This is a genomic window from Saccharopolyspora sp. MMCC62 (genome assembly GCF_057736575.1).
In genome coordinates this window covers 549042-572090 of the sequence record NZ_JBYKCM010000004.1, presented here as the reverse complement: position 1 = coordinate 572090, position 23049 = coordinate 549042, and the positions used below count along the sequence as shown (strand labels likewise).

General features: G+C 72.6%; 23 protein-coding genes. 10 read left to right on the top strand and 13 right to left on the bottom strand.

Annotation, left to right across the window (positions count from 1 at the left end; translation table 11 throughout):
* Positions 1–81: 81 nt before the first annotated feature.
* Positions 82–1221, bottom strand: coding sequence for a sensor histidine kinase (locus AC29IT_RS13030; protein ID WP_488218834.1), 1140 nt, complete (start codon positions 1219–1221; stop codon positions 82–84).
* Positions 1218–1874 (bottom strand): response regulator transcription factor, encoded by a 657-nt coding sequence (locus tag AC29IT_RS13025; RefSeq protein WP_488218833.1) that lies wholly within the window; start codon positions 1872–1874, stop codon positions 1218–1220. Before AC29IT_RS13025 ends, AC29IT_RS13030 begins: the two co-directional genes overlap by 4 nt.
* Before the next feature lie 153 nt (positions 1875–2027).
* On the opposite strand from AC29IT_RS13025, the gene AC29IT_RS13020 reads away from it, so the two are divergent.
* Positions 2028–2423 carry a hypothetical protein gene (locus tag AC29IT_RS13020; RefSeq protein ID WP_358440861.1) on the top strand — a complete coding sequence of 132 codons (396 nt, stop codon included), beginning with the start codon at positions 2028–2030 and terminating at the stop codon, positions 2421–2423.
* Between the two features lie 167 nt (positions 2424–2590).
* Here the strand turns inward: AC29IT_RS13020 and AC29IT_RS13015 are convergent, their stop codons facing one another.
* A complete protein-coding gene (locus AC29IT_RS13015) occupies positions 2591–3079 on the bottom strand; it encodes a hypothetical protein (protein ID WP_488218832.1) in 489 nt (162 codons plus the stop codon).
* A gap of 191 nt (positions 3080–3270) precedes the next feature.
* On the opposite strand from AC29IT_RS13015, the gene AC29IT_RS13010 reads away from it, so the two are divergent.
* Together AC29IT_RS13010 and AC29IT_RS13005 are read left to right on the top strand one after the other, a co-directional pair.
* Positions 3271–3936: a response regulator transcription factor gene (locus AC29IT_RS13010; protein WP_358440865.1), complete on the top strand. Its 666-nt coding sequence runs from the start codon at positions 3271–3273 to the stop codon at positions 3934–3936.
* A complete protein-coding gene (locus AC29IT_RS13005; protein ID WP_488218831.1) occupies positions 3933–5102 on the top strand; it encodes a sensor histidine kinase in 1170 nt (389 codons plus the stop codon). Before AC29IT_RS13010 ends, AC29IT_RS13005 begins: the two co-directional genes overlap by 4 nt.
* 324 nt (positions 5103–5426) lie before the next feature.
* Here AC29IT_RS13005 and AC29IT_RS13000 read toward each other — a convergent pair whose 3' ends face one another.
* Positions 5427–6251 (bottom strand): helix-turn-helix domain-containing protein, encoded by an 825-nt coding sequence (locus tag AC29IT_RS13000; RefSeq protein WP_488218830.1) that lies wholly within the window; start codon positions 6249–6251, stop codon positions 5427–5429.
* 181 nt (positions 6252–6432) lie between these two features.
* Between AC29IT_RS13000 and AC29IT_RS12995 the strand changes: the two genes are divergently transcribed.
* On the top strand, positions 6433–7263 hold the full coding sequence (locus AC29IT_RS12995; RefSeq protein WP_358440871.1) for an enoyl-CoA hydratase/isomerase family protein: 831 nt from the start codon (positions 6433–6435) through the stop codon (positions 7261–7263).
* Positions 7264–7744: 481 nt separating this feature from the next.
* On the opposite strand, the gene AC29IT_RS12990 is transcribed toward AC29IT_RS12995, so the two are convergent.
* The 4 genes from AC29IT_RS12990 to AC29IT_RS12975 form a co-directional block, all read right to left on the bottom strand.
* On the bottom strand, positions 7745–8968 hold the full coding sequence (locus tag AC29IT_RS12990; RefSeq protein WP_358440873.1) for an MFS transporter: 1224 nt from the start codon (positions 8966–8968) through the stop codon (positions 7745–7747).
* A 188-nt stretch (positions 8969–9156) separates the two neighbouring features.
* Positions 9157–9351, bottom strand: coding sequence for a DUF397 domain-containing protein (locus AC29IT_RS12985; protein WP_358440875.1), 195 nt, complete (start codon positions 9349–9351; stop codon positions 9157–9159).
* A 56-nt stretch (positions 9352–9407) separates the two neighbouring features.
* Positions 9408–9602: a DUF397 domain-containing protein gene (locus AC29IT_RS12980; RefSeq protein ID WP_358440878.1), complete on the bottom strand. Its 195-nt coding sequence runs from the start codon at positions 9600–9602 to the stop codon at positions 9408–9410.
* Positions 9603–9604: 2 nt separating this feature from the next.
* Positions 9605–10459, bottom strand: coding sequence for a helix-turn-helix domain-containing protein (locus tag AC29IT_RS12975; protein WP_358440881.1), 855 nt, complete (start codon positions 10457–10459; stop codon positions 9605–9607).
* 169 nt (positions 10460–10628) lie between these two features.
* On the opposite strand from AC29IT_RS12975, the gene AC29IT_RS12970 reads away from it, so the two are divergent.
* Positions 10629–10793, top strand: a complete 165-nt coding sequence (locus AC29IT_RS12970; RefSeq protein ID WP_358440884.1) for a hypothetical protein — start codon at positions 10629–10631, stop codon at positions 10791–10793.
* 486 nt (positions 10794–11279) lie between these two features.
* Here AC29IT_RS12970 and AC29IT_RS12965 read toward each other — a convergent pair whose 3' ends face one another.
* The 5 genes from AC29IT_RS12965 to AC29IT_RS12945 form a co-directional block, all read right to left on the bottom strand.
* Positions 11280–12077, bottom strand: a complete 798-nt coding sequence (locus tag AC29IT_RS12965; protein ID WP_358440886.1) for an energy-coupling factor ABC transporter ATP-binding protein — start codon at positions 12075–12077, stop codon at positions 11280–11282.
* Between the two features lie 424 nt (positions 12078–12501).
* Complete coding sequence (locus AC29IT_RS12960) at positions 12502–13359, bottom strand: energy-coupling factor ABC transporter ATP-binding protein (RefSeq protein WP_358440889.1); 858 nt, start codon at positions 13357–13359, stop codon at positions 12502–12504.
* Positions 13356–14135, bottom strand: coding sequence for an energy-coupling factor transporter transmembrane component T family protein (locus AC29IT_RS12955; RefSeq protein ID WP_358440892.1), 780 nt, complete (start codon positions 14133–14135; stop codon positions 13356–13358). The genes AC29IT_RS12960 and AC29IT_RS12955 overlap by 4 nt, the downstream gene beginning before the upstream one ends.
* A complete protein-coding gene (locus AC29IT_RS12950; protein WP_358440895.1) occupies positions 14132–14938 on the bottom strand; it encodes a hypothetical protein in 807 nt (268 codons plus the stop codon). Before AC29IT_RS12950 ends, AC29IT_RS12955 begins: the two co-directional genes overlap by 4 nt.
* On the bottom strand, positions 14935–15855 hold the full coding sequence (locus tag AC29IT_RS12945) for a phytanoyl-CoA dioxygenase family protein (protein ID WP_358440898.1): 921 nt from the start codon (positions 15853–15855) through the stop codon (positions 14935–14937). Before AC29IT_RS12945 ends, AC29IT_RS12950 begins: the two co-directional genes overlap by 4 nt.
* A gap of 747 nt (positions 15856–16602) precedes the next feature.
* Between AC29IT_RS12945 and AC29IT_RS12940 the strand changes: the two genes are divergently transcribed.
* From AC29IT_RS12940 to AC29IT_RS12920, 5 genes are all read left to right on the top strand, one after another.
* Positions 16603–17598 (top strand): thymidylate synthase, encoded by a 996-nt coding sequence (locus tag AC29IT_RS12940; RefSeq protein WP_488218829.1) that lies wholly within the window; start codon positions 16603–16605, stop codon positions 17596–17598.
* Positions 17599–17632: 34 nt separating this feature from the next.
* Entirely contained in the window at positions 17633–19486 is a 1854-nt protein-coding gene (locus tag AC29IT_RS12935; protein ID WP_488218828.1) for a B12-binding domain-containing radical SAM protein, read from the top strand.
* A 240-nt stretch (positions 19487–19726) separates the two neighbouring features.
* Positions 19727–20422 carry a class I SAM-dependent methyltransferase gene (locus AC29IT_RS12930; RefSeq protein WP_358440905.1) on the top strand — a complete coding sequence of 232 codons (696 nt, stop codon included), beginning with the start codon at positions 19727–19729 and terminating at the stop codon, positions 20420–20422.
* A complete protein-coding gene (locus AC29IT_RS12925; RefSeq protein ID WP_488218827.1) occupies positions 20419–20970 on the top strand; it encodes a P-loop NTPase family protein in 552 nt (183 codons plus the stop codon). The genes AC29IT_RS12930 and AC29IT_RS12925 overlap by 4 nt, the downstream gene beginning before the upstream one ends.
* Complete coding sequence (locus AC29IT_RS12920; protein WP_488218826.1) at positions 20960–22936, top strand: GNAT family N-acetyltransferase; 1977 nt, start codon at positions 20960–20962, stop codon at positions 22934–22936. The genes AC29IT_RS12925 and AC29IT_RS12920 overlap by 11 nt, the downstream gene beginning before the upstream one ends.
* Positions 22937–23049 lie beyond the last annotated feature (113 nt).

Genomic DNA, 23049 nt, shown 5'->3' with positions numbered 1-23049 from the left:
TCCTCGTCTCGGTCCTTCGACTCTTCCCGTCGCGGTACCCACCCGGGCGAGATCTCACTCATCGGACCGGGGCGGCGCCGGTCAGGCGACGAGTTCGGCGGTGCGGGCGGGCGCCGCGGGGAGGTCGACTTCGACGCGGAGGCCGCCGCCGTCGAGCGGGTGCGCGACGGCCGTCCCGCCGTGCGCTTCGGCGACGGCGCGGACCACGGAGAGCCCCAGGCCGGATCCGCGCGGGCGCTGCACCCGGTCCAGGTGCAGCCGCCGGAACGGTTCGAACAGCAGCGACTCGTCCGCGGGCTCGATCACCGCTCCGCTGTTGGCGACGGTCAGCGAGGCCCGCCCGCCCGCGGTGCCGGTGCGCAGTTCGATCCAGCCGCCCGGCACGTTGTGCAGGCACGCGTTGTCCACCAGGTTGCGCACCAGCTGGCCCAGCAGCACCGGGTCGCCCGGCACCACCGCCGGTGCCCGCTCGGCGCGCACCGCGAGCCCACCCGCGGCCCGGGAGTCGAGCACGTCCCCGGTCAGCCGGGCCAGGTCGACGGGCTGCTGCTTGTCGCGGAGGGTCTCGGTGTTCTGCGCGAGCGCGAGCAGCCCGGTGAGCAGCGCTTCCTGCCTGGCCGTGTTCTCCAGGACCTTCCCGGCCAGGCGCAGCGCGTCGGGACTGGCGCCGGGCCGGGCCTGGGCGACCTCGGCGAGGGTGCGGGCGGTGGCGACCGGAGTGCGCAGTTCGTGCGCGGCGTTCGCGATGAACCGGCTCTGGCTGGTGAACGAGCTCTCCAGCCGCACCAGCATGTGGTCGAAGGTGTCGGCCAGCCGCTTCACCTCGTCGGACGGCCCGTCCAGGCCGATCCGCACGGCGAGGTCCTGCTCGGCGGCGCGCCGCGCGGTCTCGGTGATCAGGTGCACGGGGCGCAGCGCGCGCACCGCCATGATCCGGCCGAGGACCGCGGCCAGCGCCACGAACACCACGAGCCCGGCGAGACCGGCCAGCAGCAGCGCCGTGGTGGCGTCCGCGCGCACCTCGATGACCTCGGGGTCGATCGGGGGTGGCGGCGGGTTCGGGTCGTCCGCCGACACGGCGGGCACGGCTTCCATCACCTCGTCCGGCAGCTGCCACCAGGCGAGCGCGAGCGTGCCCGCGAGCAGCAGTGCGCCGATGACCGCGGTCAGCGCCGTGTAGGTGATCGTCAGCCGGGTCGCGAGAGTTCTGCCGGTCTTCACGGTATCCGGTATCCCGATTTCGGGACGGTTTCGATGACGGCGGGGTCGGCGAGCTTGCGGCGCAGCCCGGACAGCGTCACCCGCACCACGTTGGTGAACGGGTTGATGTTCTCGTCCCACGCGCGTTCCAGGAGGTCTTCGGCGGACACGACGGTGCCGTCGGCGCGCAGCAGTTCTTCCAGGACCGCGAATTCCTTGTGCGACAGGGACAGCGGGCGCCCTTCGCGGGTGGCTTCGCGGCGGCCGAGGTCGAGCCGGACTCCCGAGCGCTCCAGCACGGGCGGGCTCGCTGGGCGGCTGCGCCTGCCGAGCGCCCGCACCCGGGCGACGAGCTCGGCGAACGCGAACGGCTTCGCCAGGTAGTCGTCGGCGCCGAGCTCCAGCCCGGACACGCGGTCCGGCACCTCCGCCGCAGCGGTGAGCAGCAGCACCCGGGTGTCGGCGCCGCTCGCGACGATCCGGCGGCACACCGTGTCGCCGTGCACGGCGGGCAGGTCCCGATCCAGCACCACCACGTCGTACTCGTTGACGGCGCAGCGCTCCAGCGCCGCGGCCCCGTCGTGCACGATGTCGACCGCGAGCGAGGCGTCGCGCAGCCCTTCCGCCACCGCGTCGGCGAGCAGGCCGTCGTCCTCCACCACCAGGACTCTCATGGCGGTTGTCTACCACAGTGGACGATGCGAATTCGGTTGCGCGGCAAGGTAAGGAAAACGTAAGCGCCGCGCTGCGCGTGGACTTACGGCTCGCTCCGTAGCTTCCTCGCCGTGGCCGGAACCCCGGCTGCGGAAGCTAACGAGGAGAGAACCATGCAGCTGTCCCGCACCTTCGGCACCGCGGCGATCGCGGCGCTGGCCGCCGCCGGTCTGCTCTCCGGCGCGGGAGCCGCACTGGCCGACGCGCCGGTTCCGCCGCCGGTGGAGATCTGCCACGGCGAAAGCGTTCCCGGCGACCCGGGCGCCCCCGGCACCTTGGGCGACAGCGTCCCCGGCGACCCGGGCGTGCCCGGCGACGGCGTGCCCTGCGTGCCGACCGAGCCCTCCGAGGACCCGAACGAGAGCGTCCCCGGCCAGCCCGCCGAAGACCCCGTCGAGAGCGTCCCCGGCCAGCCCGGTGGCGCCCCGGTGGAGACCGTTCCGGGCCAGCCCTCCGAAGACCCGGTCGAAAGCGTCCCCGGCGCCCCCGGCGCTCCGGCCCAGCGCTGACGTTCGGCGCGAGAACGCCCCACCGACTCGTCTCGGTGGGGCGTTCTCGCACGTCCGGCGAAAGACCTCTCGCGCCCCGGGACGCGGGTGGCCGGGTGCGGCGACCGGTGGTCCCGCGGCCCCACCCGGGCACCACCGGCTCCGCTCCCGCGGCCACCCGCGGCAGGTCACTCGGCGGGCGCGCCCTCGACCGGCCGGGCGGGAACCGCGTCCGAACCGGGCTCCACCGGTTGTGCGGGTGCGGCATCCTGGACGGGCTGGGCCGGCACGACGTCCTGGCCCGGCTGGACCGGCTGCGCGGGCGGCACGTCCTGCGCGGGCGGCACGTCTTCAGCGGGCGGCACGTCCTCGGCGGGCGGCACGTCCTCGGCGGGCGGCACCTCGTGGACGGGCTGAGCGGGCACGGCGTCCCGGCCGGGTTCCACCGGGTGGGCGGGCGCGCAGCCGACGATCTCGTCCGAGGCACCGTCGACGAGCTTCGCGGGCTCGACGACCAGGTCGGGCCGATCCCGGTCCAGCGGTGTGGCCGGCGCGCACTCGACCGGGCGGCCCGGCTCGTCGGAGGTCCCGGCGAACGCGACGGCACCGCCCGCGCCGCCGAGCACGACGGCGAGGCCCGCGGCCGCGACGACGACCTTCTTGCGGATGGACTTCATGAGAACTTCCCTTCCCTGCGGGAGAACCGCCCGGTGGGCGGGACCGCGGCGGGGTGCCGCGCTCGGAACCCATCTAGCCAGGGCGGGGTTGTGGCGGGCGTCTGGCCGGCGCCATACGGCCGCCATATGCGCGGTCGCGGATCATGTGCACGCCCCGGCGCGCGGGGTGCGCAGTGGCGGGAGGTTCTTCGGTGCGGGTGCTGGTCGTGGAGGACGAGGAGTTCCTCGCCGAGGCGGTGCGCTCCGGCTTGCAGAAGGAGGGCATGGCCGTGGACATCGCGGGCGACGGCCGCACCGCGCTGGAGAACGTGGCGGTGCACGACTACGACGTGCTGGTGCTGGACCGCGACCTCCCCGGCGTGCACGGCGACGAGGTGTGCAGGCAGGTGGTGGCCGAGCACCCGGAGTGCCGAGTCCTGATGCTCACCGCGGCGGGCAGGCTCGCCGACAAGGTGGACGGGCTGCACCTGGGCGCGGACGACTACCTGGTGAAACCGTTCGACTTCCCGGAGCTGGTGGCCCGGCTGCACGCCCTGCGGCGGCGCGCCGCCCCGGCTCGGCCGCCGGTGCTGACCTTCGCCGACCTGCGGCTCGATCCGGCGCGGCGGGAGGCGCACCGCGGGCTGCGGCCGCTGCGGTTGACCCGCAAGGAGTTCGCGGTGCTGGAGCTGCTGCTGCGCGCGGACGGCGCGGTGCTCAGCGCCGAGCACCTGCTGGAGAAGGCGTGGGACGAGCACGCGGACCCGTTCACGAACGCGGTGCGCATCACCGTGTCCACGTTGCGCCGCAAGCTCGGCGATCCGCCGGTGCTGCGCACCTCGACGGGCGTCGGCTACTTCCTGGGGGCTCCGGCGTGAGCGTGTCGGCGGCGCTGCGGCCCGCCCGGTCGTCGATCCGGGTGCGGTTGATGCTGCTGCTGGGCGGTGCGGTGCTGGCCTGCGGGGTGCTGCTGCTGGTGATGGTGTACGCGTTGATGCGGTACCTGCCGGACTACGTGCCACCCGCGCTGCCGCTGCCGCGGGCGGACGCGCTGCCCGGGGTCGAGGTCCGGCCCGCGCTGACGACCTCGATCGCCACCAGGAACGACTTCCTGGACGTGCTGCTGCAGGTGTCGGGGGTGGCGCTGGCGGGACTGGCGCTGGTGGCGTTCGTGGTCGGCTGGTTCATCGCGGGCCGCATCCTGGCGCCGGTGCACCGGATCGCGTCGACGGCGCGCACGGTGGCGGGCGACAACCTGCGGGAGCGCATCCGGTTGGGCGGGCGCCGCGACGAGTTCACCGAGCTCGCGGACACCATCGACACGATGCTGGACCGGTTGCACGGCAGCTTCGAGGCTCAGCAGCGGTTCGCGGCGAACGCCTCGCACGAGCTGCGCACCCCGCTGGCGACGACCCGCACCATGCTGCAGGTGGCGCTGGCGCATCCCGAGGACCACGAGCTGGCGGTGCTGGGGCCGAAGCTGCTCGCCACCAACGAGCGCAGCATCACGACGGTGGAGTCGTTGCTGGCGCTGTCCCGGGCCGATCACGGCATCTCCGATCCGCGGCCGGTCGACCTGGACGTGGTGGCCGAGGGCGCGCTGGAGCAGGTGCGCGCGGAGGCCGCCGCGGCCGGGGTGGAGGTGCGCGGCGAGCTGCGCCCGGCCCGGGTGGACGGGGACCGGGACCTGCTGCACCACCTGCTGCTGAACCTGCTGCAGAACGCGGTGCGGCACAACCACCGCGGCGGCGGCGCCCGGCTGTCCGTCGAGGCCGCCGACGGCGCGGTGACGATCACCGCCGCGAACACCGGCGAGGACCTCACCGCCGCGGACCCCGGTGAGCTGTTCGAGGCGTTCCGCAGGCATCGCGGCCGCACCGGCAACCGCGGGCACGGGCTCGGGCTCACCCTGGTCCGCGCGATCGCGCACTCCCACGGCGGGACGGCGGGTGCCGGCGCGAACCCCGGTGGTGGTCTCACCGTCACCGTCCGGCTCCCGCACCAACGCCCCGCAACGACCAAAACCGAGTCCACAGCGGACTGACCTCCGCTCCCGCCGGCACCTCGCTCTCCCACCCCGAAGGCCCCACCATGAGAGGTGAATGGCCCACCCGCCCAACGGGGCTGGGCGAACGGGACACTCACCTGGTCGACTCGGCAGGTCCCAGCGGCAGGTGAGTGGGCCACTCGCCCCACGACATCGGCGAACGGGACACCCACCCGCCCAACCTGGCACGACCCGGCGACAGGTGAATGGCCCACCCGCCCAACGGGGCTGGGCGAACGGGACACTCACCTGGTCGACTCGGCGGGTCCCGGCGGCAGGTGAGTGGGCCACTCGCCCAGTGGGGTCGGGCGGGTGGGGCGTTCACCTGGTGGGGTCGAGGGACGGTGCCAGGCGGGCGAGGGCGTCGGCCGTCCGGCCGCCGGGTTCCGGCGCGTAGACGACGAGCTGCTGGCCGGGCGCCCCGCGCACGTCGAACGCCTGGTACGTCAGCTCCAGCAGACCGGCTTCGGGGTGGTGGAACCGCTTGTGCGCCACCGATTTCCCGCCTGCCGTGTTGCGCGCCCACAGCCGCCGGAACTCCGCGCTGCGCTCCGCCAGCTCGGCGATCACCTCGTGCAGCCGGGCGTCGCCGGGTCCGCGGCCGAGCGCCAGCCGGAGGTTCCCGGCGGTCACGGCCGCCGCGCCCGGCCAGTCCGAGTAGAACTCGGCCGCGTGCGGGTCGAGGAACGTCAGCAGCGCGAAGTTGTCGAGCCGCGCGAATCCCGAGTGCACGGCCCGCGCGAGGTCGTTCAGCGCGAGCACGTCGAGGGCGTCGCTGAGCACGACCGCCGGAGTGCCCGTCCACGCGTCCAGCAGGGCCCGCAGTTCGGGCGCGACGTCGGCCCGCGGCGACCCCACCGGGGCGGCACCGCCCGCGAGGGCGCGCAGGTGCCCGGTCTCATCCGGGTTCAGCCCGAGCGCGCCCGACAGGGCATCGACGACCTGCGGCGACGGATGCCGCTCCCGTCCTTGTTCGAGCCGGGTGTAGTAGTTGGCGCTCACCCCGGCGAGCACCGCGACCTCTTCCCGCCGCAGGCCGGGCACCTTCCGCGGCCCGCCGGGGGCGAGGTGCCGCGCGTCGGCGGTGGCGCGGCCGCGGGCCGCGCGCAGGAAGCCGCCGAGCGCGGTGGGACGGGTGGCGGTCACGTCCCGGAGCTTACGGCGGACGGGCGGTCCGCGGCGGGGGTGCAGCGCTCCCACCCGCGTTCCGCACTGCCGCAGCGGGCCCCCGGCCTCGCAGGATCGGTGCCGGGCGGTCGACCGGCCGCCCCGCTCGGATCAGCTCGGGTCAGCACGGATCAGCTCGGGTCAACTCGGAAGGCGGCGGATGTCACCCGTTCCCAGCACGTTGCGCGTCGTCGAGGACGGCCCGGTCGCCCGGGTCACGTTCGACCACGCCCCCATCAACCTGTTCGACCCGGCGATGATCGAGGACCTGCGGGCCCTGGTCACGCGGCTGGCGGCCCGTCCCGACCTGGGCGTGGTCGTGTTCGACAGCGCCGACCCGGACTTCTTCGTCGGGCACGCGGACCTGAACCTGTTCCTGGACCCGGTCGAGTCGGTGCCGCCGAAGCCGACGCGGCTCACCGCGCTGCAGCAGCTGTTCGAGGACCTGCGGGCGTTGCCGCAGGCGACGATCGCGGTGGTCGCGGGGCGCACGTCCGGTGCCGGTCCGGAGATCGTCACCTCGTGCGACATGGCGTTCGCGGTGCGCGGCGCGGCGGTGTTCAGCCACTTGGAGGTGGCGCTCGGGTTGTTGCCGGGCGCCACGGGCACGCAGCGGTTGCCGAAGCTGCTCGGCCGATCGCGGGCGCTGGAGGTGATCCTCGGCTGCGACGAGTTCGACGCGGACCTCGCGGCGAGCTACGGGCTGGTGAACCGCGCCCTGGACGCGGCCGAGGCCGGGCCGTTCGTGGAGCGGCTCGTCGGCAGGCTCGCCACGTTCGCCCCGGCCGCGATCGCGCAGGCCAAGTCCGCGGTCGCGGCGGCGGAGCTGCCCACCCCGCTGGGCCTGCTGGAGGAGGCGCACGCCGCGAACCACCTGCTGGTCGGCGGCGAGGCGCAGCGCCGGATGCGCCGGTTCCTCGACCTCGGCGGCCAGCGGCCGGAGTTCGAGCGGCACGGCCTCGCGGAGGCGCTGACCCGCCTCGCCGAGTGACCCGCCGACGTGCGCGCCGGACCCGCGCCCGCGGTGGGCGGCCGGGTCCGGCGGCGGCGGACCGGATCAGCGCTGCGGGCCAGATCAGCGCTGCGGGCCGAGTCCGGCGGCGGGGCGTCGCCGCGGCGGGCGTTCTCGACGAGGTCCGATACCGGGTCCGTGGTGGGCGCGGGCACGCCGGGCTCCGGCACCAGCGAGTCGGTGTCGATGCTGACGACCACGCTGCGCGCGCCGTCCGGGCTGCCCCCGTTGCAGGTCGTGAAGCCGCCCGGCGATCGGGGTCGACCGCGAGGCTCCGACCCGGCGGTGCTTTCTCCGGGTGGTGCCGAAGCTCGGCGGGCCGCGCGGTCGAACCGGGCGCGGGCCTCCCGCGCGTCGCCGGTGGCGGACGAGCCCGCAGCGGGAATCCCGCCGCGCCAACGATTCACCCGACCGGAGATCCCGTCGCACCCCGATTCCGGGAGAACGAACCCGGAACCGGTCAGCTCTTCTTCCGGGCGGCGGCCGCGACCAGCACGGTGCCGACGGCGAACGCGGCGCCCAGCGCACCCCAGCCGAGCAGCGCGCCACGCAGCACGACGACGGTCATGAACGGCGGTCCGACGGCGAACTGCACGGCCTGCCCGAAGTCGAAAGCGCCGAGGTAGGCGCCCATCGACCGCTCCGGCGCGAGCCGGTACGAGAGCTCGAACGCGGACACCGAGTGCATGTTCTCCCCCACCGTCATCAGCACGACGGCCAGCACCGCGACGAGCAGCACCACGTCCGCGGACGCGTTCTCCGCGCCGAAGAAGCAGCCCGTGGCGACCAGCAGCGGCACCAGCGCGCGGATGGCGGTGCGGCGCGCGGCCGGGATCGTGCGGGTCCACCGGGTCAGCGGCACCTGCAACCCGACGGTGAGCACGGTGTTGATCGCCAGCAGCGGACCGACCCAGCCGTCGGCCAGCGGGGTCCGCGTGATGATCCACAGCGGCAGCAGGGTGAACAGCACCGAGTCGTGCAGCAGCAGGATCGCGTTGCCCGCCACCAACGTCAGGTAGCGCGGGTCCTTCAGCACGGCCTTGCGCCGTTCGGGCGATTCGACCGCGGGTTCCGCGGGTTCCGCGGACACCGGCAGCGGGCCGCTGCCGCGCCGGATGAGCAGCCGCACGACGGCCAGCAGCACCGCGAACGACGCCGCGTTGATCGCGAACCCGGTGAAGTAGGCGGTGTCCGTGCCGATGGAGACGACGACGCCGCCGAGCAGCAGGCCCGCGCTCATCCCGATGTTGCGGGCGGTGCGCAGCACGGCCATCGCGCGGCTGCGGTTCTCGGGGCTCTCGGACTGGAGCAGGAACAGCTGCTGCACGGGCGTGCTGGCCCGGTCGGCCAGGCCGAGCACGCACAGCAGCACCGCGTACGCCCAGAACGAGGACACGAACGGGAAAGCCGCGTAGCCGACGGCGCGCACCAGCAGCAGGAACGTCCACACCCCACCGGCGCCGATCCGGTCGGACAACCAGCCCGCGGGCCCCGGCGAGGCGAGCGCGATCAAGTTCGCGACGCCGACGACCACACCGACCTGCACGGGGTCGATCCCCAGCCGCACCACCACGTACACCGGGATGAGCACCAGGAACAACCCGGTCCCCAGCGCATCCACCAGCCCGCCGCCGGCCAGGACCAGGCCCCGGCGGCTCCCTCGGGCGACATGCGTCAACTGCACGACGAAACCTCTCGATACCGCGATCCCCGCGCCGGGAACCGGGGCGGGCCGCGCCCTCTCGGGGCAGACGTGCATGCTGCCAGTCCCCCGTCGCGGCCCGGAATCCGGGCGGTGCGCGGCGCGAGCGGCGGACCGGACTCCACCGAACGCCCCGCACCGAGCGACGCGACATCCGGCGGCCGGGCGGATCAGCGCGCGTAACGACCCGACTCGATGGCGGCGAGGAACTCGTGCCACCGGGCGCCGTCGACGGCCAGGTACCCGGCCGCGCGGTCCTTCGTGTCCCGGACCGCGGCGCCGGACTCGAACCGCCCGACCTCGACGCAGTTGGAAACCTGGTGCGAACGGCTGAACTTCCGCCAGTTCGTGGGCGTCACGTTCATGGGATCTCACCTCCCAGGTCACTAGCCGGGACGACGGCGAGCTTCGCCGAGCACGGTCAGCGCGAGTAGCGGCCGGACTTGACCGCGGTGAGGAACTCGTTCCAGCGGACGTGGTCGGTGGTGAAGTACCCGGCGGCGCGGTCCTTGGTGTCCCGCACGCCAACGACGGCCGGGGTGACCGCCACCTCGACGCAGTAACCTCCGGAGTTCGACTGGGACGACTTGCGCCACTTCGCGTCGTGAAGATCCACTGCTAGCCCTTCTCGTGTCTGCACTGGTGGGCGTCCCGAATGGAGGTCACCCGTTCCAGTGTCGCAGGCACGGGAAGTGCATGGGATCGCACTTCGTCGAAGACGTATCGGAGCGCAGTGACGTCTTCGGCCCGGTCGATGATGTGCCCGCCGAGCGGGGTGTCGAGAAAGCCGATCGACTCGTCCTCCGGCTGGTCGAAGGCCAGCACGACGAACGATCCGCTAGGAGAGGCATGCGCTCCCGCCTCGAACGGAAGCAGCTGCACGATGACGTTGGGTTGTTCGCACAGTTCGAGAACTTGTTGCAGCTGTTCAGCCATGACCGAGTGACTCCCCACGACTCGGTGCAACGCGGACTCGCTGATCACCGCGCGGAGGTACATGGGGGAATCACCGGTGAGGCGTTTCCGACGCTCAACGCGTGCTTTCACGCGTCGAGCTATGTCCTGCGGATTCGTCGTGTACCGCCCTGCCCGGTGAATTTCATAGGCGTAGCGCTCGGTTTGCAGCGGCCCCGGGATCAGGTCGAGTTCGAAGCACGCCGCCTCCGTCGCGAACGACTCGAAGTCGACGAACGGTGCGAACCACTCGGGCACGCGGTAGGACTCCCACCAGCCGCGTTCCTCGGTGTGCAGCCGAGTTTCCTCCAGCTGGGAACGCACTTCGGCGGGCGCGCCGTAGCGCTCCACCAGCAGGTCGAGCTCGGCCTTCTTGACCTTGGACCGGCCCGCTTCGAGGTGCCGGATCTTGGATTCGGAGCAGCCGAGCGCCCGGCTCGCTTCCCCGACGTCGCAGCCGGACTGCTTGCGCAGCTTGACGAGCCAAGAACCTAGTTGCCTGCGGCGAGCTGTCGACATGGACCAAGCCTAACGATCATGCGCACACCAGGTGGATCACCCGAAAAGGGATCTTGCTCAATGATTCTGTCAGCAATAGATTCTGACAGTGTCAGCCACTGAATCAATCCTGAACTTGCATCGGAGGTGGGCGATGGATGTTCCGATCTGGGCCGCGTCGTGTGGTCCGGTGGATTCGCGGTGGCACGTGGTGTGGCGGTCCGACGGTGGTGCGTTGCCCGCGTGGTGCGGGGCGTTCGTGTACGGGCCGGTGCACCTGCGGCGCGGCGCCTGCCCGGAGGGCACGTTCGACCGGGATGCCTGCCGGGAGTGCGCGGCGGTGTCCGATGGTTGACCGGCATTTCTGGCGTCCTGGTGGGGATGTCGTGCGGCACGCGTTCCGGGGTCGTCGTTGGTGTGGTGAGCCGAGTGCGGTCGCGGTGTGCGGTGCCGGGGTGGAGCTGGCCGCGGATCCGTCCGAACAGGACTGGGTGGTGGCGCCGACCTGCACCGGCTGCAACGAGCTGCTGCGCGCTGAACTCCCGAGACCCGAGCCAGGACTGTTCGGCTGAAGACTCCCGGGGCGGACGGGCCCCCTCTCCCCGTCCCGTTCCCGTCCCGGGCGGCCTCCCGCAGGTCGCGGCGCCGGAAACCCCGACCCGGCCCGCACGCGGGAGGCGGAGCGGGGGCGCGCCACTCCGGCGCGCCCCCGCTCACCACCAGGTGAATGGCCCATCAGCCCAACGAAAATGGGCGAATGGGCCACTCACCCGACACGAACCGGCACCCATCCACCAGGTGAATGGCCCACCCGCCCAACCAGAGTGGGCGAATGGGCTATTCACCTGTGGTGGGTGGTGTGGGTGGCTACGAAATCGTCCACTGTGGTGGGTCGGGATTCCCAGCCGAGCGAGCCGGCCAGGCGGAAGAGCTGCGGCAGGCGGTGCGGGGCGGTGTCGGTGAAGACCTCGGCGGGCGCGCCGTCGGCGACCAGCTCGCCGTCGGTGAGCAGCAGCACCCGGTCGAAGTTCTCCACGCAGAAGTCCATGTCGTGCGTGGTGGCGATGACGGTCCGCCCCCACGCCGCGAGGTCCGCGATGATCGCGCTGAGCACGTCCAGCGCGAACGCGTCCTGACCGGTGGTCGGCTCGTCCAGCACCACCACCGGGGTGTTCATGGCCAGCACCGAGGCGATCGCCACCAGCTTCCGCTGCGCGGGCGCCAAGTGGTACGGGTGCGCGTCGGCGACGTCGGTGAGCCCGGTCGCGGCCAGCGCGGCCGCCACCTGCGCCTCCACCTGGCGCGCCGGGTGCCCCAGGTTCCGCGGCCCGAAGCGGACCTCGGCGGCGACGGTCCGCGCGTGCAGCTGGTCCGCGGGGTTCTGGAACACGAACCCGACCCGCGCCGCGAGCGCCGCGATCGGCTGCTCGGCGGTGTCCAGGTCACCGACCAGCACGCGGCCCGCGGTCGGCCGGGCCAACCCGTTGAAGTGCTGCACGAACGTCGTCTTGCCCGCGCCGTTGGGACCGATGACCGCGACCCGCTCGCCCTGGCGCACGGTCGTGGAGATCCCGCGCAGCGCGGTCACGTGCTCGTCGTACTCGTGGGTCAGTGACTCGACCCGGATGTCCACCCGCACGGCGGGGCCTCCTCGACACGTCGTTCCGCCCGGTGCCACCGAAATTCGGGGTCGGGCATTCGGGGTTGGGGCATTCGGGACTGTGAGCGCTCGGGGTGGGGAGCACTCGGGGTGGGGAGCACTCGGGGTTGCGAGTACTCAGGGTTGGGAGCACTCAGGGCTGGGGCATTCAAGGCTGGGAGCACTCAGAATTCGGGCATCCAGGGTTGGGCGCACTCATGCCGGGAGCACTCGGGCCAGGGGCGTTCGGAGCCAAGGGCGTACGGGGCAGGGGCGTACAGACCGGGGATTCGGACCGGGGATTCGGGCCGGGAAACGGGAGCCGGCAGTTCAGGGCCAGGGGCGTACGGACCGGGATTCGGAACCGGGCAACGGGAGCCGCCTGTTCAGAGCCGGGGCGCGTTCGGATCCAGGGCATCGGCGGTCATCGGGGACTGATCGGCTCGGGCGCGGCGAACCCGGCCGCGGCCTCCTCGAACAGCACCGGCAGCGGCCGGTCCGCAGGCCACGCGCCGCGTTCGGCGGCGAGCCGGGCCGCCCGGGTGTAGCGGGTGGCGGACACGCCGAAACCGGCCAGCCGCTCGTCGGTGAACACCTCCTGCGGGGTGCCGTCCAGGGCGATCGCGCCGTCGGCGAACACCAGCACCCGGTCCGCCAGCTCGACCAGCCCGGTCACCCGGTGCTCCACCAGCACCACGGTGATCCCGGACGCGCGCAGCGCCGCCAGCGCGCCGAACACGAGCGCGGCGCTCGCCGGATCGAGCTGCGAGGTCGGTTCGTCCAGCACCACCACCCGCGGCCGCATCACCAGCACCGCGCCGATCGCCACCAGCTGCTGCTGGCCACCGGAGAGCGCGAACGGGGAGCGGTCGGCGAGGTGCGCGATGCCGAGCTCGGCGAGCACCGCGTCGATCCGGCGCACCATCTCGTCCCGCGGCACCCCGAGGTTCTCCAGGCCGAACGCCAGCTCCTCGCGGACGGTGAACTTGGCGCCGGACATCTGGTTGAACGGGTCCTGCACCACCAGGCCCACCTCGGTGACGACCTCGGCGAGCGGGGTGGTGGCCACCGCTCTGCCCGCCACCCGCACCGTTCCGGTCAGCGCGCCGCCGGTGACGTGCGGGACCATGCCCGCGACCGCCGCCGCGAAGGTGGACTTGCCCGCGCCGCCCGCGCCCACCACGCCGCAGACCTGGCCCTCCGGCACGGTCAGGGTGATGCCGCGCAGCGCGACCCCGGTGCTCTCCGGGTAGGTGAAGCGGACGTCCTCGAACTCGATCACCGGGCCACTCCGACGACGTTGGCGACGACGGCGGCCACCGCGACCACCGCCATGAGCACCCGCGCCGCCCGCTGCGCCGGGGAATCGGCGAGGGCGAGCAGCGCGGTCCGGCGGTGGGCGGCGCCGAACGCGCGCGCCTCCATCGCCACGGCACGCGCTTCCAGGTCGGCCAGCGAACCCAGCAGCAGCGGCCCCACCAGCGGCAGCAGCGCGCGCAGCCGCCGCCGCAACCCGGTGGTGTCCAGGCCGCGGGCCTGCTGGGCGCGCAGCACGTTCCGCGCGCGGGTGCGGAACGCGGGCACGATCTGCAGCGTCGCCGACACCACGTAGCTCGTCTTCGGCGACAGGCCGCGCTCGACCATCGCGCTCATCAACGCGCCCGGGTGCGTGGTGAGCAGCAGGAACAGGAACGCGCCGAGCATCGCCACCAGCCGCAGCGCGGTGAGCGCCGCGAACGACAGCCCCTCGGCCGTGACCGACACCGGCCCGAACTCGGCGAGCACCGTGGTGCCCTCCGGGAAGAACAGGCCCTGCAGCAGGAACACCGCGAGGACCGGCGGCGCGGCGAACAGCGGCAGCAGCCGCGCGTAGCCGCGCCCCACCCCCGCGACCAGCACGGCGGGCACCAGCACCAGCAGCACCAGCAGCAGCGGTGCCCAGAACACCGGCAGCGCGAACGCCGCGGTCGTCACGGTCAGGGCCAGCGCCAGCTTCGTCACCGGGTTGAGCCGGTGCACCGGAGAACCGCCCTCTTGGAAGAACAGCGCCGCGCTCACGCACCCACCTCCAGCCGGTCCCGGCCGAACACGCGGTGCTCCCGGGCGAACGGGAACCGCTGGCGCAGCCGGGCGGGCAGCGCGGACAGCACCGCGTAGGCCAGCAGGCACACCACCACCTTGTCCAGCGGATCGGCGATGAGCCCGTTGATGGTGGCGGCCTCCACCATGCTGCTGCCGTAGGCCTGCAAGGTCCCGATCACCACCGACTGCCCCAGCTGCCCGCTGGCGTTGCCGAACACGAACGCGGTGGTCGGCGCGGACACCATCCCGGCGACCACCCCGATCACCACTCCGGCGATGACGACCGTCGGCACCCGGCGGAACAGGCCGAACCGGGCGAACAGGCCCACCAGCATGCCGACGGACGCGGCGGTGACCGCGTACGGCAGCGAACCCGGGTTGATCGTCATGCCGACCGTGATGCTCGACAGCGCCCCGCAGGCCGCACCCGCGGCGGGCCCGGCGAGCGCCCCGACGAGCACGGTGCCGATCGAGTCCAGGTGCACCGGCAGCCCGCTGATCCGCACCACCTGGCCGATCACGATGTTGAGCGTGATGGCCACCGGGAACAGCGTCACCGTCGACGTCGAGAGCCGCGCCATGGCACCGCTGACGACCAGCAGCGACCCGAGCAGGTAGCCGACGAGCGCGAGCAGCGCCGCCGAGCCGCCGACGCCGTGCTCCGACGTCGGCCGCAGCGCGATCAGGTAGGCGTAGGTCAGCACCACCACGGCGGCGCCGAGTCCGATGCGCGTCCGCGGCGACAGCCGGACCGGCGGGGCGAAGCGGGTCGCGGTCATGCGCCGGCACGGCCTTCCTGCCACAGCACCGGGCAGAACTCGGGGTCGGCGTAGTCGGGCACGCCGTCGGCGGTGCGGCGCACCAGCTCGTCGTGCTTGTAGGTGGTCTGCCTGCTGTCGGTGGCCAGCCGGTGGTCCCGGTAGGCGTTCGAGCCGTCCTGCAGGTGCATCGAGATGGCCCGGCGCGGCCGGTCGCCGAGGTTCGGCCCGCTGCCGTGGTAGAGGCGGCAGTGGTGGAAGGTCATGTGCCCCTGGGGGATCGTCATCGGCAGCTTGACCACCTCGGCGCCGTTGCGCCGGGACGCCTCGGTGAGCAGGTGCTCGCGCTGCTGGTCGCCTTCGACGGCGGCGTGCCCCCGGCGGCTGTCCCAGCCGCGGAACTCCGACCACCGGTGGCTGCCGTCGACCACGGTGAGGGTGCCGAGGGTCTCGTCGCAGTGGTGGAACGGGATGAACGCGGTGATCAGGTCCTCGGAGCTGCAGGACGCCCAGTAGTACTTGTCGAAGTGCCAGGGCACGATGTTCGACTTCTCGTCGGGTTGCGGTGGCTTGTAGATGAGCGTGGCCTGGAACATCCGGATCAGGTCGACCTGCGCGAGCCGCGCCGCGGTGGCCGCGATCTCGGGTTTGCGCAGGATCTCGGCGATCGCGTCGCTCTCGTAGTGGATGTAGTCGTTGTTGCGCTGCACGTCGCCGTCGGCGGGCGTCCAGTAGGACAGCTTCGCCGGGTGGTGCGGCAGTTCCCGGTCGCGTTCGCCCGCGTAGTAGCGCTCGCTGGCCTCGACGAGGGTGCCGACCTCGTCGTCGGTGAGCAGCTTCGGGGACAGGTACCAGCCGTGTTCTGCGTAGAACCGCACGTCCTCGGCGGAGGGCAGCAGCGCCGGGTCCGGGGCGGGCGGGGAGGTGGTGTCGGGCACGGTCTCTCCTCTCGGGTGGCGCGGGACGGAGCCGTTCTGGGCGGTCCCGGACGGTTTCCGGGCGGCCCCGGTGCCTGCGCGCGCTCGCGGGCTGCCGATCAGCGGTTCCCGGTCCGGACTCGCGGGTTCGACGACGGGCCGCGGTCTCCGCACCCGGTGGGAGGCAGTCCGGCGTCGAATTGACCCTGCTGGTCCGCCTGAACTGCGAAGATGATCACGAGGAGCGAAGCTAGCACGGCTCAAATATGTGCCGCAAGCAATCTTCACGGCATTTTAATTGCCGGAGCAACAATGTCGGCACCACTTCCACCGGATGATCAGCAGTACTGATATCGGTCACATCACGGCGCGATCAGCGAGAACTGCCACAAATTGAGCCGCGTGACCATAGGACTGATTTTCACAGTGTTCACAACCAGCCCATCGCACCAGGCCCGACCTGTCTGCTGCGCCCGTTTCGCCCGGTAGTCACGGTGCGTGCGACCGCAATGAACTGCTTGCACGGCATGAGAATCCTGGTAATCTCACCAGTGCTCGGGTGCTGGAATCGAGACCAGCCGGGGTTCATCCCATCGGCCCGAGCACATCAGTTCGTGCACGTAATCTCCGATCCCTCCTCCTTGTGGCTGAATGGCGAAACAACCATTCTCGCCACAATGCCCGCGCCCCCGACCGGCGGTTTTCCCGCCGTGCCGACGGGTGCGGACAGGCGTGCGGAGGGTCCACCACGGCCTCGAGTGGAGCACAGTGCCTGAATTCGATTCCTTCGCCGACGCTTACACCAGCGGCCTCCGCGAGGTCCTCGACGGCGGAGCCTCCGTCCCCTCGGTGCGCGACCCGCACTCCAAGGCATCGGACTTCGGCCAGAAGGACCGCCCGTACCGAGAACTGATCGCGCACTCCTTCCGCGTCCGCGACCCCAGGAAGTCGCTCGCGATCAGCTCGGCGCTGCCGGTCAACCTCCCGTACTGCTTCGGCCTGCTCGCCTGGTCGCTGGACGGGCGCAACGACGTCGACACCCCCGCGCACTACCGGCGCGGCGCGCACGAGTACTCCGACGACCAGCACACGCTCAGCGGCGCCTTCGGCCACCGGCTCATCACCGCCGCGGGCGGTGACCAGGTCGGCGCCATCGTCGAACGCATCCGGCAGGACCCGGCGCACCGCCGCACCTTCGGCCTGGTCCTCGAACCCGCCGACAACTTCCGCCGTTCCCGCGAATACCCGTGCGCGGTGGGCGTGCAGCTGTTCCTGCGCGAGGACCGGCTGACCTGGCTCACCGTGATGCGCGCGCAGCAGGCCCTCACCGTGCTGCCCTACGACGGCTTCCTGTTCATGCTGATGCACCAGTGGGCGGCCGCGCTGCTCGGCGTCGAACCGGGCCCCTACATCCACCAGTCCGGCACGTTCCACTTCTACGACAACGAGATCGACCTCGCCCGCTCCGTCACCGCGGGAACCGTCACCTCGGGTTCGCTGCCCGCGCTGCCGGACACCCCGGAGGCCGCGCAGGCCGCGGTGCGCGAGCTCGTCGACGTCGAACGCGGCGTCCGCGAGGCCGCCGCCGCGGGCGACACCGCCGCCCTGGACCGGTTCGCCGACACCAAGGCCGAAGCCGAATTCGCCGACGTGGCCCGCGCGTGCCTGACCACCTTCGCCTACCGCAAGCTCGGCGACTCCGCCACGACGGTGGACTCCCCCGCCGCGACGGCCGAGGTGCGCGACCTGATCACCGCGCTGTGACCGCTCCGGCCCGAACCGCCGAGGGGAGTCCGAAGTGGACGTAGTCGTGCGCGAACCGCTGGTGCAGCGACCGGAACCCGCCGAACCGGACCCCGGTCTCGTCGACCGGCTGCACCGGCGCCGCACCGAGTTCACCGCAGCGGGCGGCGACCGGGAGGCGGCGCTGCGCTTCCCGGTGCTGGCCTCGCTGGTGCCGGTGGCGACCAACCGGGGCGGCGAGGTCGCCTACCCCGGCGACCCGATGTGCCTGTACTCCGCCCTGATCAGCACCGTCGAACGGTCCGTGCACCGGCGCGCGACCGGGCCGTCCCCCGAACCGGACGTGGACGACGTCTACCCGGACTGGGGCCACTACCCGGACGTCGCCTACCGGCGGGCCCGATCCGGACCGCGCACCGGGCTGGCCGCGGAGAACTCCACCACCGACGGCAAGATCTTCGACCCGCGGATCTGGGATGCGAGCGCGCGCAGCTCGTTCCTCGCCCAGCTGCGCGCGCTGCGGCCGAAGGTGCTGCTGCTCAGCTCGGTGTCCGCGGGCCACCGGTACGCGCTGGAGATGGCGGCGGTGGCGAAGCGGGAAGTGCCCGACTGCCTGGTGGTGCTCGGCGGCAGGCACGCCGACGAGACCATCCGGGAGGAACGCGGCTCCGGCCTCCTCCAGCTGTCCTGGAGCAGCACCGTCGAGGTGCAGCGCGACGGGCGCAGCGACCGGGTGGTGGACTTCGTCGTCGCCGGGGACGGGGCACCGCTGCTCGACCTGCTGATGCAGGCGATCGGGCTGGTGTCCGAACCGGGCTTCGGCCCGACCGACGTCGACGCGGTGATGGACGCGCTGGCACCGCTGGCCGCCACCCGCGCCGACCTGGCCGGGGTCGGCACCATCGTCGGCTTCGGCGCCCGCGACGCGCTGCTGCAACCGGTTCGCGGCCGGGCGCTGAGCCGGTCCGAACTGCCGTCGCCGTACGAGGCCTTCTCCATCCGGGCCCGCTTCGGCGTGTTCGAGCAGGCCGGTTCCTCGCCGCACGGCAGCCGGACCGCGCACATGATGACCTTGGACGCCTGCCCGTTCAAGTGCACCTTCTGCTCGGAGAGCAGCGCCATGAAGCGGCTCCCCACCCGGTTCGCGATCACCGAATCGCAGGAGGTGGCACGCCGGGTGCGCACCCTCGCCGACTGGGGCGCGGAGGCCGTGTTCTTCGACGACCCCGTGTTCTGGGGCGGCAACTGGACGGCCATCAACGAGTTCTGCCGGGACCTGCTCGAACTCGCCGCAACCCACCGCCCGCTGCGACGGCTGGAGTGGGGCGCGCAGCTGACCGTGGACGTGGTGCTGAACAAGGCCAAGCGGGACGAGGTCGCCGCCGGGCTCGACCTGATGCGCGAAGCCGGGTGCACCTACATCTACATCGGCATCGAATCGATGTCCGAACAGGTGATGAAGCACGTCAAGAAGAACCTGCTGCGCCGCAACCCGGAACCGTGGGTCGGCAAGGTCCGCGCCGCGCTGGAGACGATCCGCGACCACGGCATCCGGGTCGGCAGCTCCGTGCTGTTCGGCCTCGACGGGGAGGACCGGGACACCATCGCCGAGACCATCGAGCAGATCGGGCTGCTCATCGACGACGACCTGCTGATCATGGCGAGCCCGAACATCCTCACCTACCACCCGGGCACCGGCGTCGCCCGCGAGCACGGGCAGGACAAGCTCGACTACCACTCCCGCAAGGAGAACACCCCGCCGTACACGTTCTTCGAGGAGGCCTACCCCGAGGTGGTGTCGAAGCTGCTCACCGAGGACGACATCTGGTACATCCACGAAGCCGCGGAACGCCGCTGGGGCAACGTCCGCAACAGCGCCATCGACGAGAGCGGCGTTTCTGTCGGGTGATCTGCGTAGCGGGTCCGGTAGCGGAACCTCAGCGGCCTTCTCGCTGCCCTCTTTGCCGGTGTGATCGCGATTTCTCACGTATGCCATACACAGCGAAATCGCCGTCCTCGCGAGAAGGCCGCTGAGAACCCGCCGATGGTCACCTTACTCAAGCTGGTCGCTGCTCAGCGGCTCCGCCGCTGACAGGACACAGACCAAGAACACGCTGCAAGAACGCCTGACGACCGGGAGGAATACGCGATGCTGGAACAGACCCTGAACCCGCCGCTGGAAGTGGACCGCGGCAGCTACTGGGCGCCCTACTTCACCTACTTCCCCGCCATGTCCCGCTACCTGCCCACCGGCAGGTACGCGCGGGAGGTGCGGCCGCGGGCGTGCGTGCTCGGCGCCTCGGACGGGAAGTTCGCGCTGCCGCTGCTGCGCGCCGGCTGGGAGGTCGTCGGGGTGGAGACCGACGAGCTGTTCCTCGACGGCGGCGAGCTCGACCTCGTCGACGGCAAGCACGAGGTGGTGGGGCTGCGCAAGCGGCTCGCCGACGAAGGGCTGGAAGACCGCTGCACCATCGTCGAGCAGGACTACATGACGCTGCCCGCGAACGGCGACTTCCAGTTCGTGATGGGCAGCGGGCTGTGGTCCATGCCGCCGAACCGGCACCACACGCTGCAGGCGCTGTTCGACCAGGCGATGGGCATGGTCGCACCGGGCGGCATCTTCTTCGCGGACTGGCTGATCGGGCTCAACCCGGAGGAGCGGGCCTGCGGCTACTACCCGGGCCTGGCGGAGATGGAGCGGATCGTCGCCCGCGACGGCTGGGAGGTCTTCGAGAACGCGGACCTCGGCATCTACGGCGAGAGCCACCTCGGCTTCGAGCAGTGGCACTACCACCGCTACGCCGCCATCGTCGCGCACCGCTTCCACGCACCGGCGGCCGGATGACCACCGCACCACCGCGCCGGGTGTGGGTGCTCGGCGGCTCGGCGAGCGGGAAGACGACGTTCGCCGCGGAGTTCGCGTCCACCGCCGGTGCCCGGCACGTGGAGTTGGACCGGTTGTACTGGCAGCGGGACTGGACGCCCCAGCCGGCGGAGGAGTTCCGCGCGGAGCTCGCGGAACTGCTGCGCTCGCCGAGCTGGGTGGTGGACGGGCAGTACGCGGCGGCGGTGGATTCCTTCGCCGCCGCGGCGGACTGCGTCGTGTGGCTCGACCCGCCGCTGCGGGTGTCCTGGCCGCGGCTGCTGCGCCGCACCCTCACCCGGTACGTGCGGCAGGAGGAGCTGTGGGCGTCCGGCAACCGGGAGACGTTCACCAGCGTCGTCGGCCCGCGGTCGATCCTGTGGTTCGCGCTGCGGCTGCGCGGCCGCATCCGGGACACCAACCGGGGCCTGTTCGCGCGGCTCGACGGCACCGGCCCGGTGCTGGTGCGCAGCCGCACCGCCGATCCGGCCGCGCTGGCCAGGCGGATCGGGCGGGGCGATGCCGGCTGAACCGGTCGTCGAGGCGGTCGCCACCGACCTCGACGGCACCCTGCTGCGCTCGGACGGCTCGCTGTCCGAGCGGTCCGCGCGCGCCCTGCGGGCCGCGGCGCACGTCGTGCACCTGGTGTACGCCACCGCCCGTCCGCTGCGGAGCGCCCGCGAGGTGCTCCGCGACGTGGGCGCCGCGGGCGACCTGATCTGCTCCAACGGGGCGGTGGTCGCCGACGTCGCGACCGGCCGGGTGCTGCGCACCGCCGCGATGCCCGCCGAGCTCGCCGCCGCCGCGGTCGCCGAGCTGACCCGCCGCTGCCCGGAGGCGAGGTGGGCGCTGGACCGGGTCGAGGACCGGGTGCTGTCCCCGGACTGGCCGGACGTGCTGGCCAGCGCCACCGCGCGGGTGCGGCGGGCCGCGGTCGTGCCGGCGGACTCCGGCGTGCTGTGCCTGATGGTCGTCGGCTGCCCGCCCGAGATCGGCCGGGACGTGGCCGCCGGGCTGGGCATCGGCTGCACCTCCTCGACCGCCGGACTGCTGGAGTTCTCCGCGCCCGGCGCGGACAAGAGCACCGCGCTGCGCTGGGTGCTCGCCCGGCGCGGCACCACGCCGGACCGGGCCACCTGCTTCGGCGACGCCCCCAACGACCTCGGCATGTTCGCGGTCGCGGGCACCGCCGTCGCCGTCGCCGGAGCCGCACCCGACGTGCTGCGCGCCGCCGACCTGATCATCGCCGGGAACGACGAGGACGGCGTCGCGGCCCATCTGGAAGAGTTGACGACCCACCACCGCCGCACCGCAGAAGGACGACCGATGAAGCTGACCGCCTACCACCGCGCCGACGACGTTCCGGGGCAGGCGTGGGATTCCCTCCGCGAGCGGGGCACCACCTACTCGGCGTCGGGCTGGCTGGGCGTGCGCGAGGAGGAGCTGCCCGCCACCGGCGCGGCCCGCCACCTCATCGCCACCGACGACGACGGACCGGTGGCCGGGCTGGAGACCTACGCGTTCACCGAACCGCCGCACCGCCTCTACGCCCCGACCTTCCTGCTGGACGGCATCGTCGACGAGCAACGGGCGCAGGCCTACGAGCGGGAACCGTACGTGCTCGGCGCGGGCTGGTCGGAGTTCCGCGGCCAGCTGCCGGTGCGCCCCGGGCTGCCCGCCGCCGACCGCGCCGAAGCCGTCGAGGCGCTCACCGCCGACACCCTGACCTGGGCGGTGGACCGCGGCGCGCACCTGCTCGGCTACCTGTTCCTGCCGCTGGACCAGGCGCTGGAGGTCGCCCGCGCGCACGAGGACGCCGAACCGGTCGTGGTGCTGCAGGACGTGGAGAACGTGCTGCGCACCGACTGGTCCTTCGACGACTACCTCGCCCACCTGCCGCGCAACCGCCGCACCCGGGTGCGCCGCGAGCTGCGCGAGTTCGCCGAGAGCGGCCGCACCATCCGCGAGGTGGAGCTGGCCGAGGTGGTCGACGTGATCGCCCCGCTGAACAACGCGCTCATGCAGAAGTACGGCCACACCTGGTACAGCCTCGACCGGGCGCTGGAGGTGTACGACCGGCAGGCCCGGCACCTGTCCGCGGACAGCTCGGTGCTGCTCGTCGAGGACGAGGGCAGGCCGGCCGCGTTCGCGCTGCGCTACCGGCGCGGCGACGAGATCTTCTCCCGCGTCGTCGGCTTCGACTACGACCTGCCGAACCGCGCGGACTACTTCAAGGTCCTGATGTACGAGGCGGTGCGCACCGGCGCCGAACGCGGCATCGCGCAGATCGGCCTGGGGCTCGGCACCTACGAGGCGAAACTGGGCCGCGGCGCGCAGCCGGTGCCGCTGTACAGCGTGTTCGTCGGCGTCCGCGAACCGCTGCCCGCCGACCCCGCCGCGGTGGCCGCGCACAACGCGCGCAAGGTCGACGAGTTCGCCGAGCAGTTCGGCCGGTTCGTCGTGGGCGGCGCCGACTTCGACTCCTGGCTCCCCTGACCGGCTCGGCGCTCGAACGGGAACGGCCCACCTGCTCGCCGAGCGGGCGACCGGGCCGTTTCCCGGCGATACCCGAAAGTCGTAGCCGGGATCGGCTCGGAAGGTGATCACCG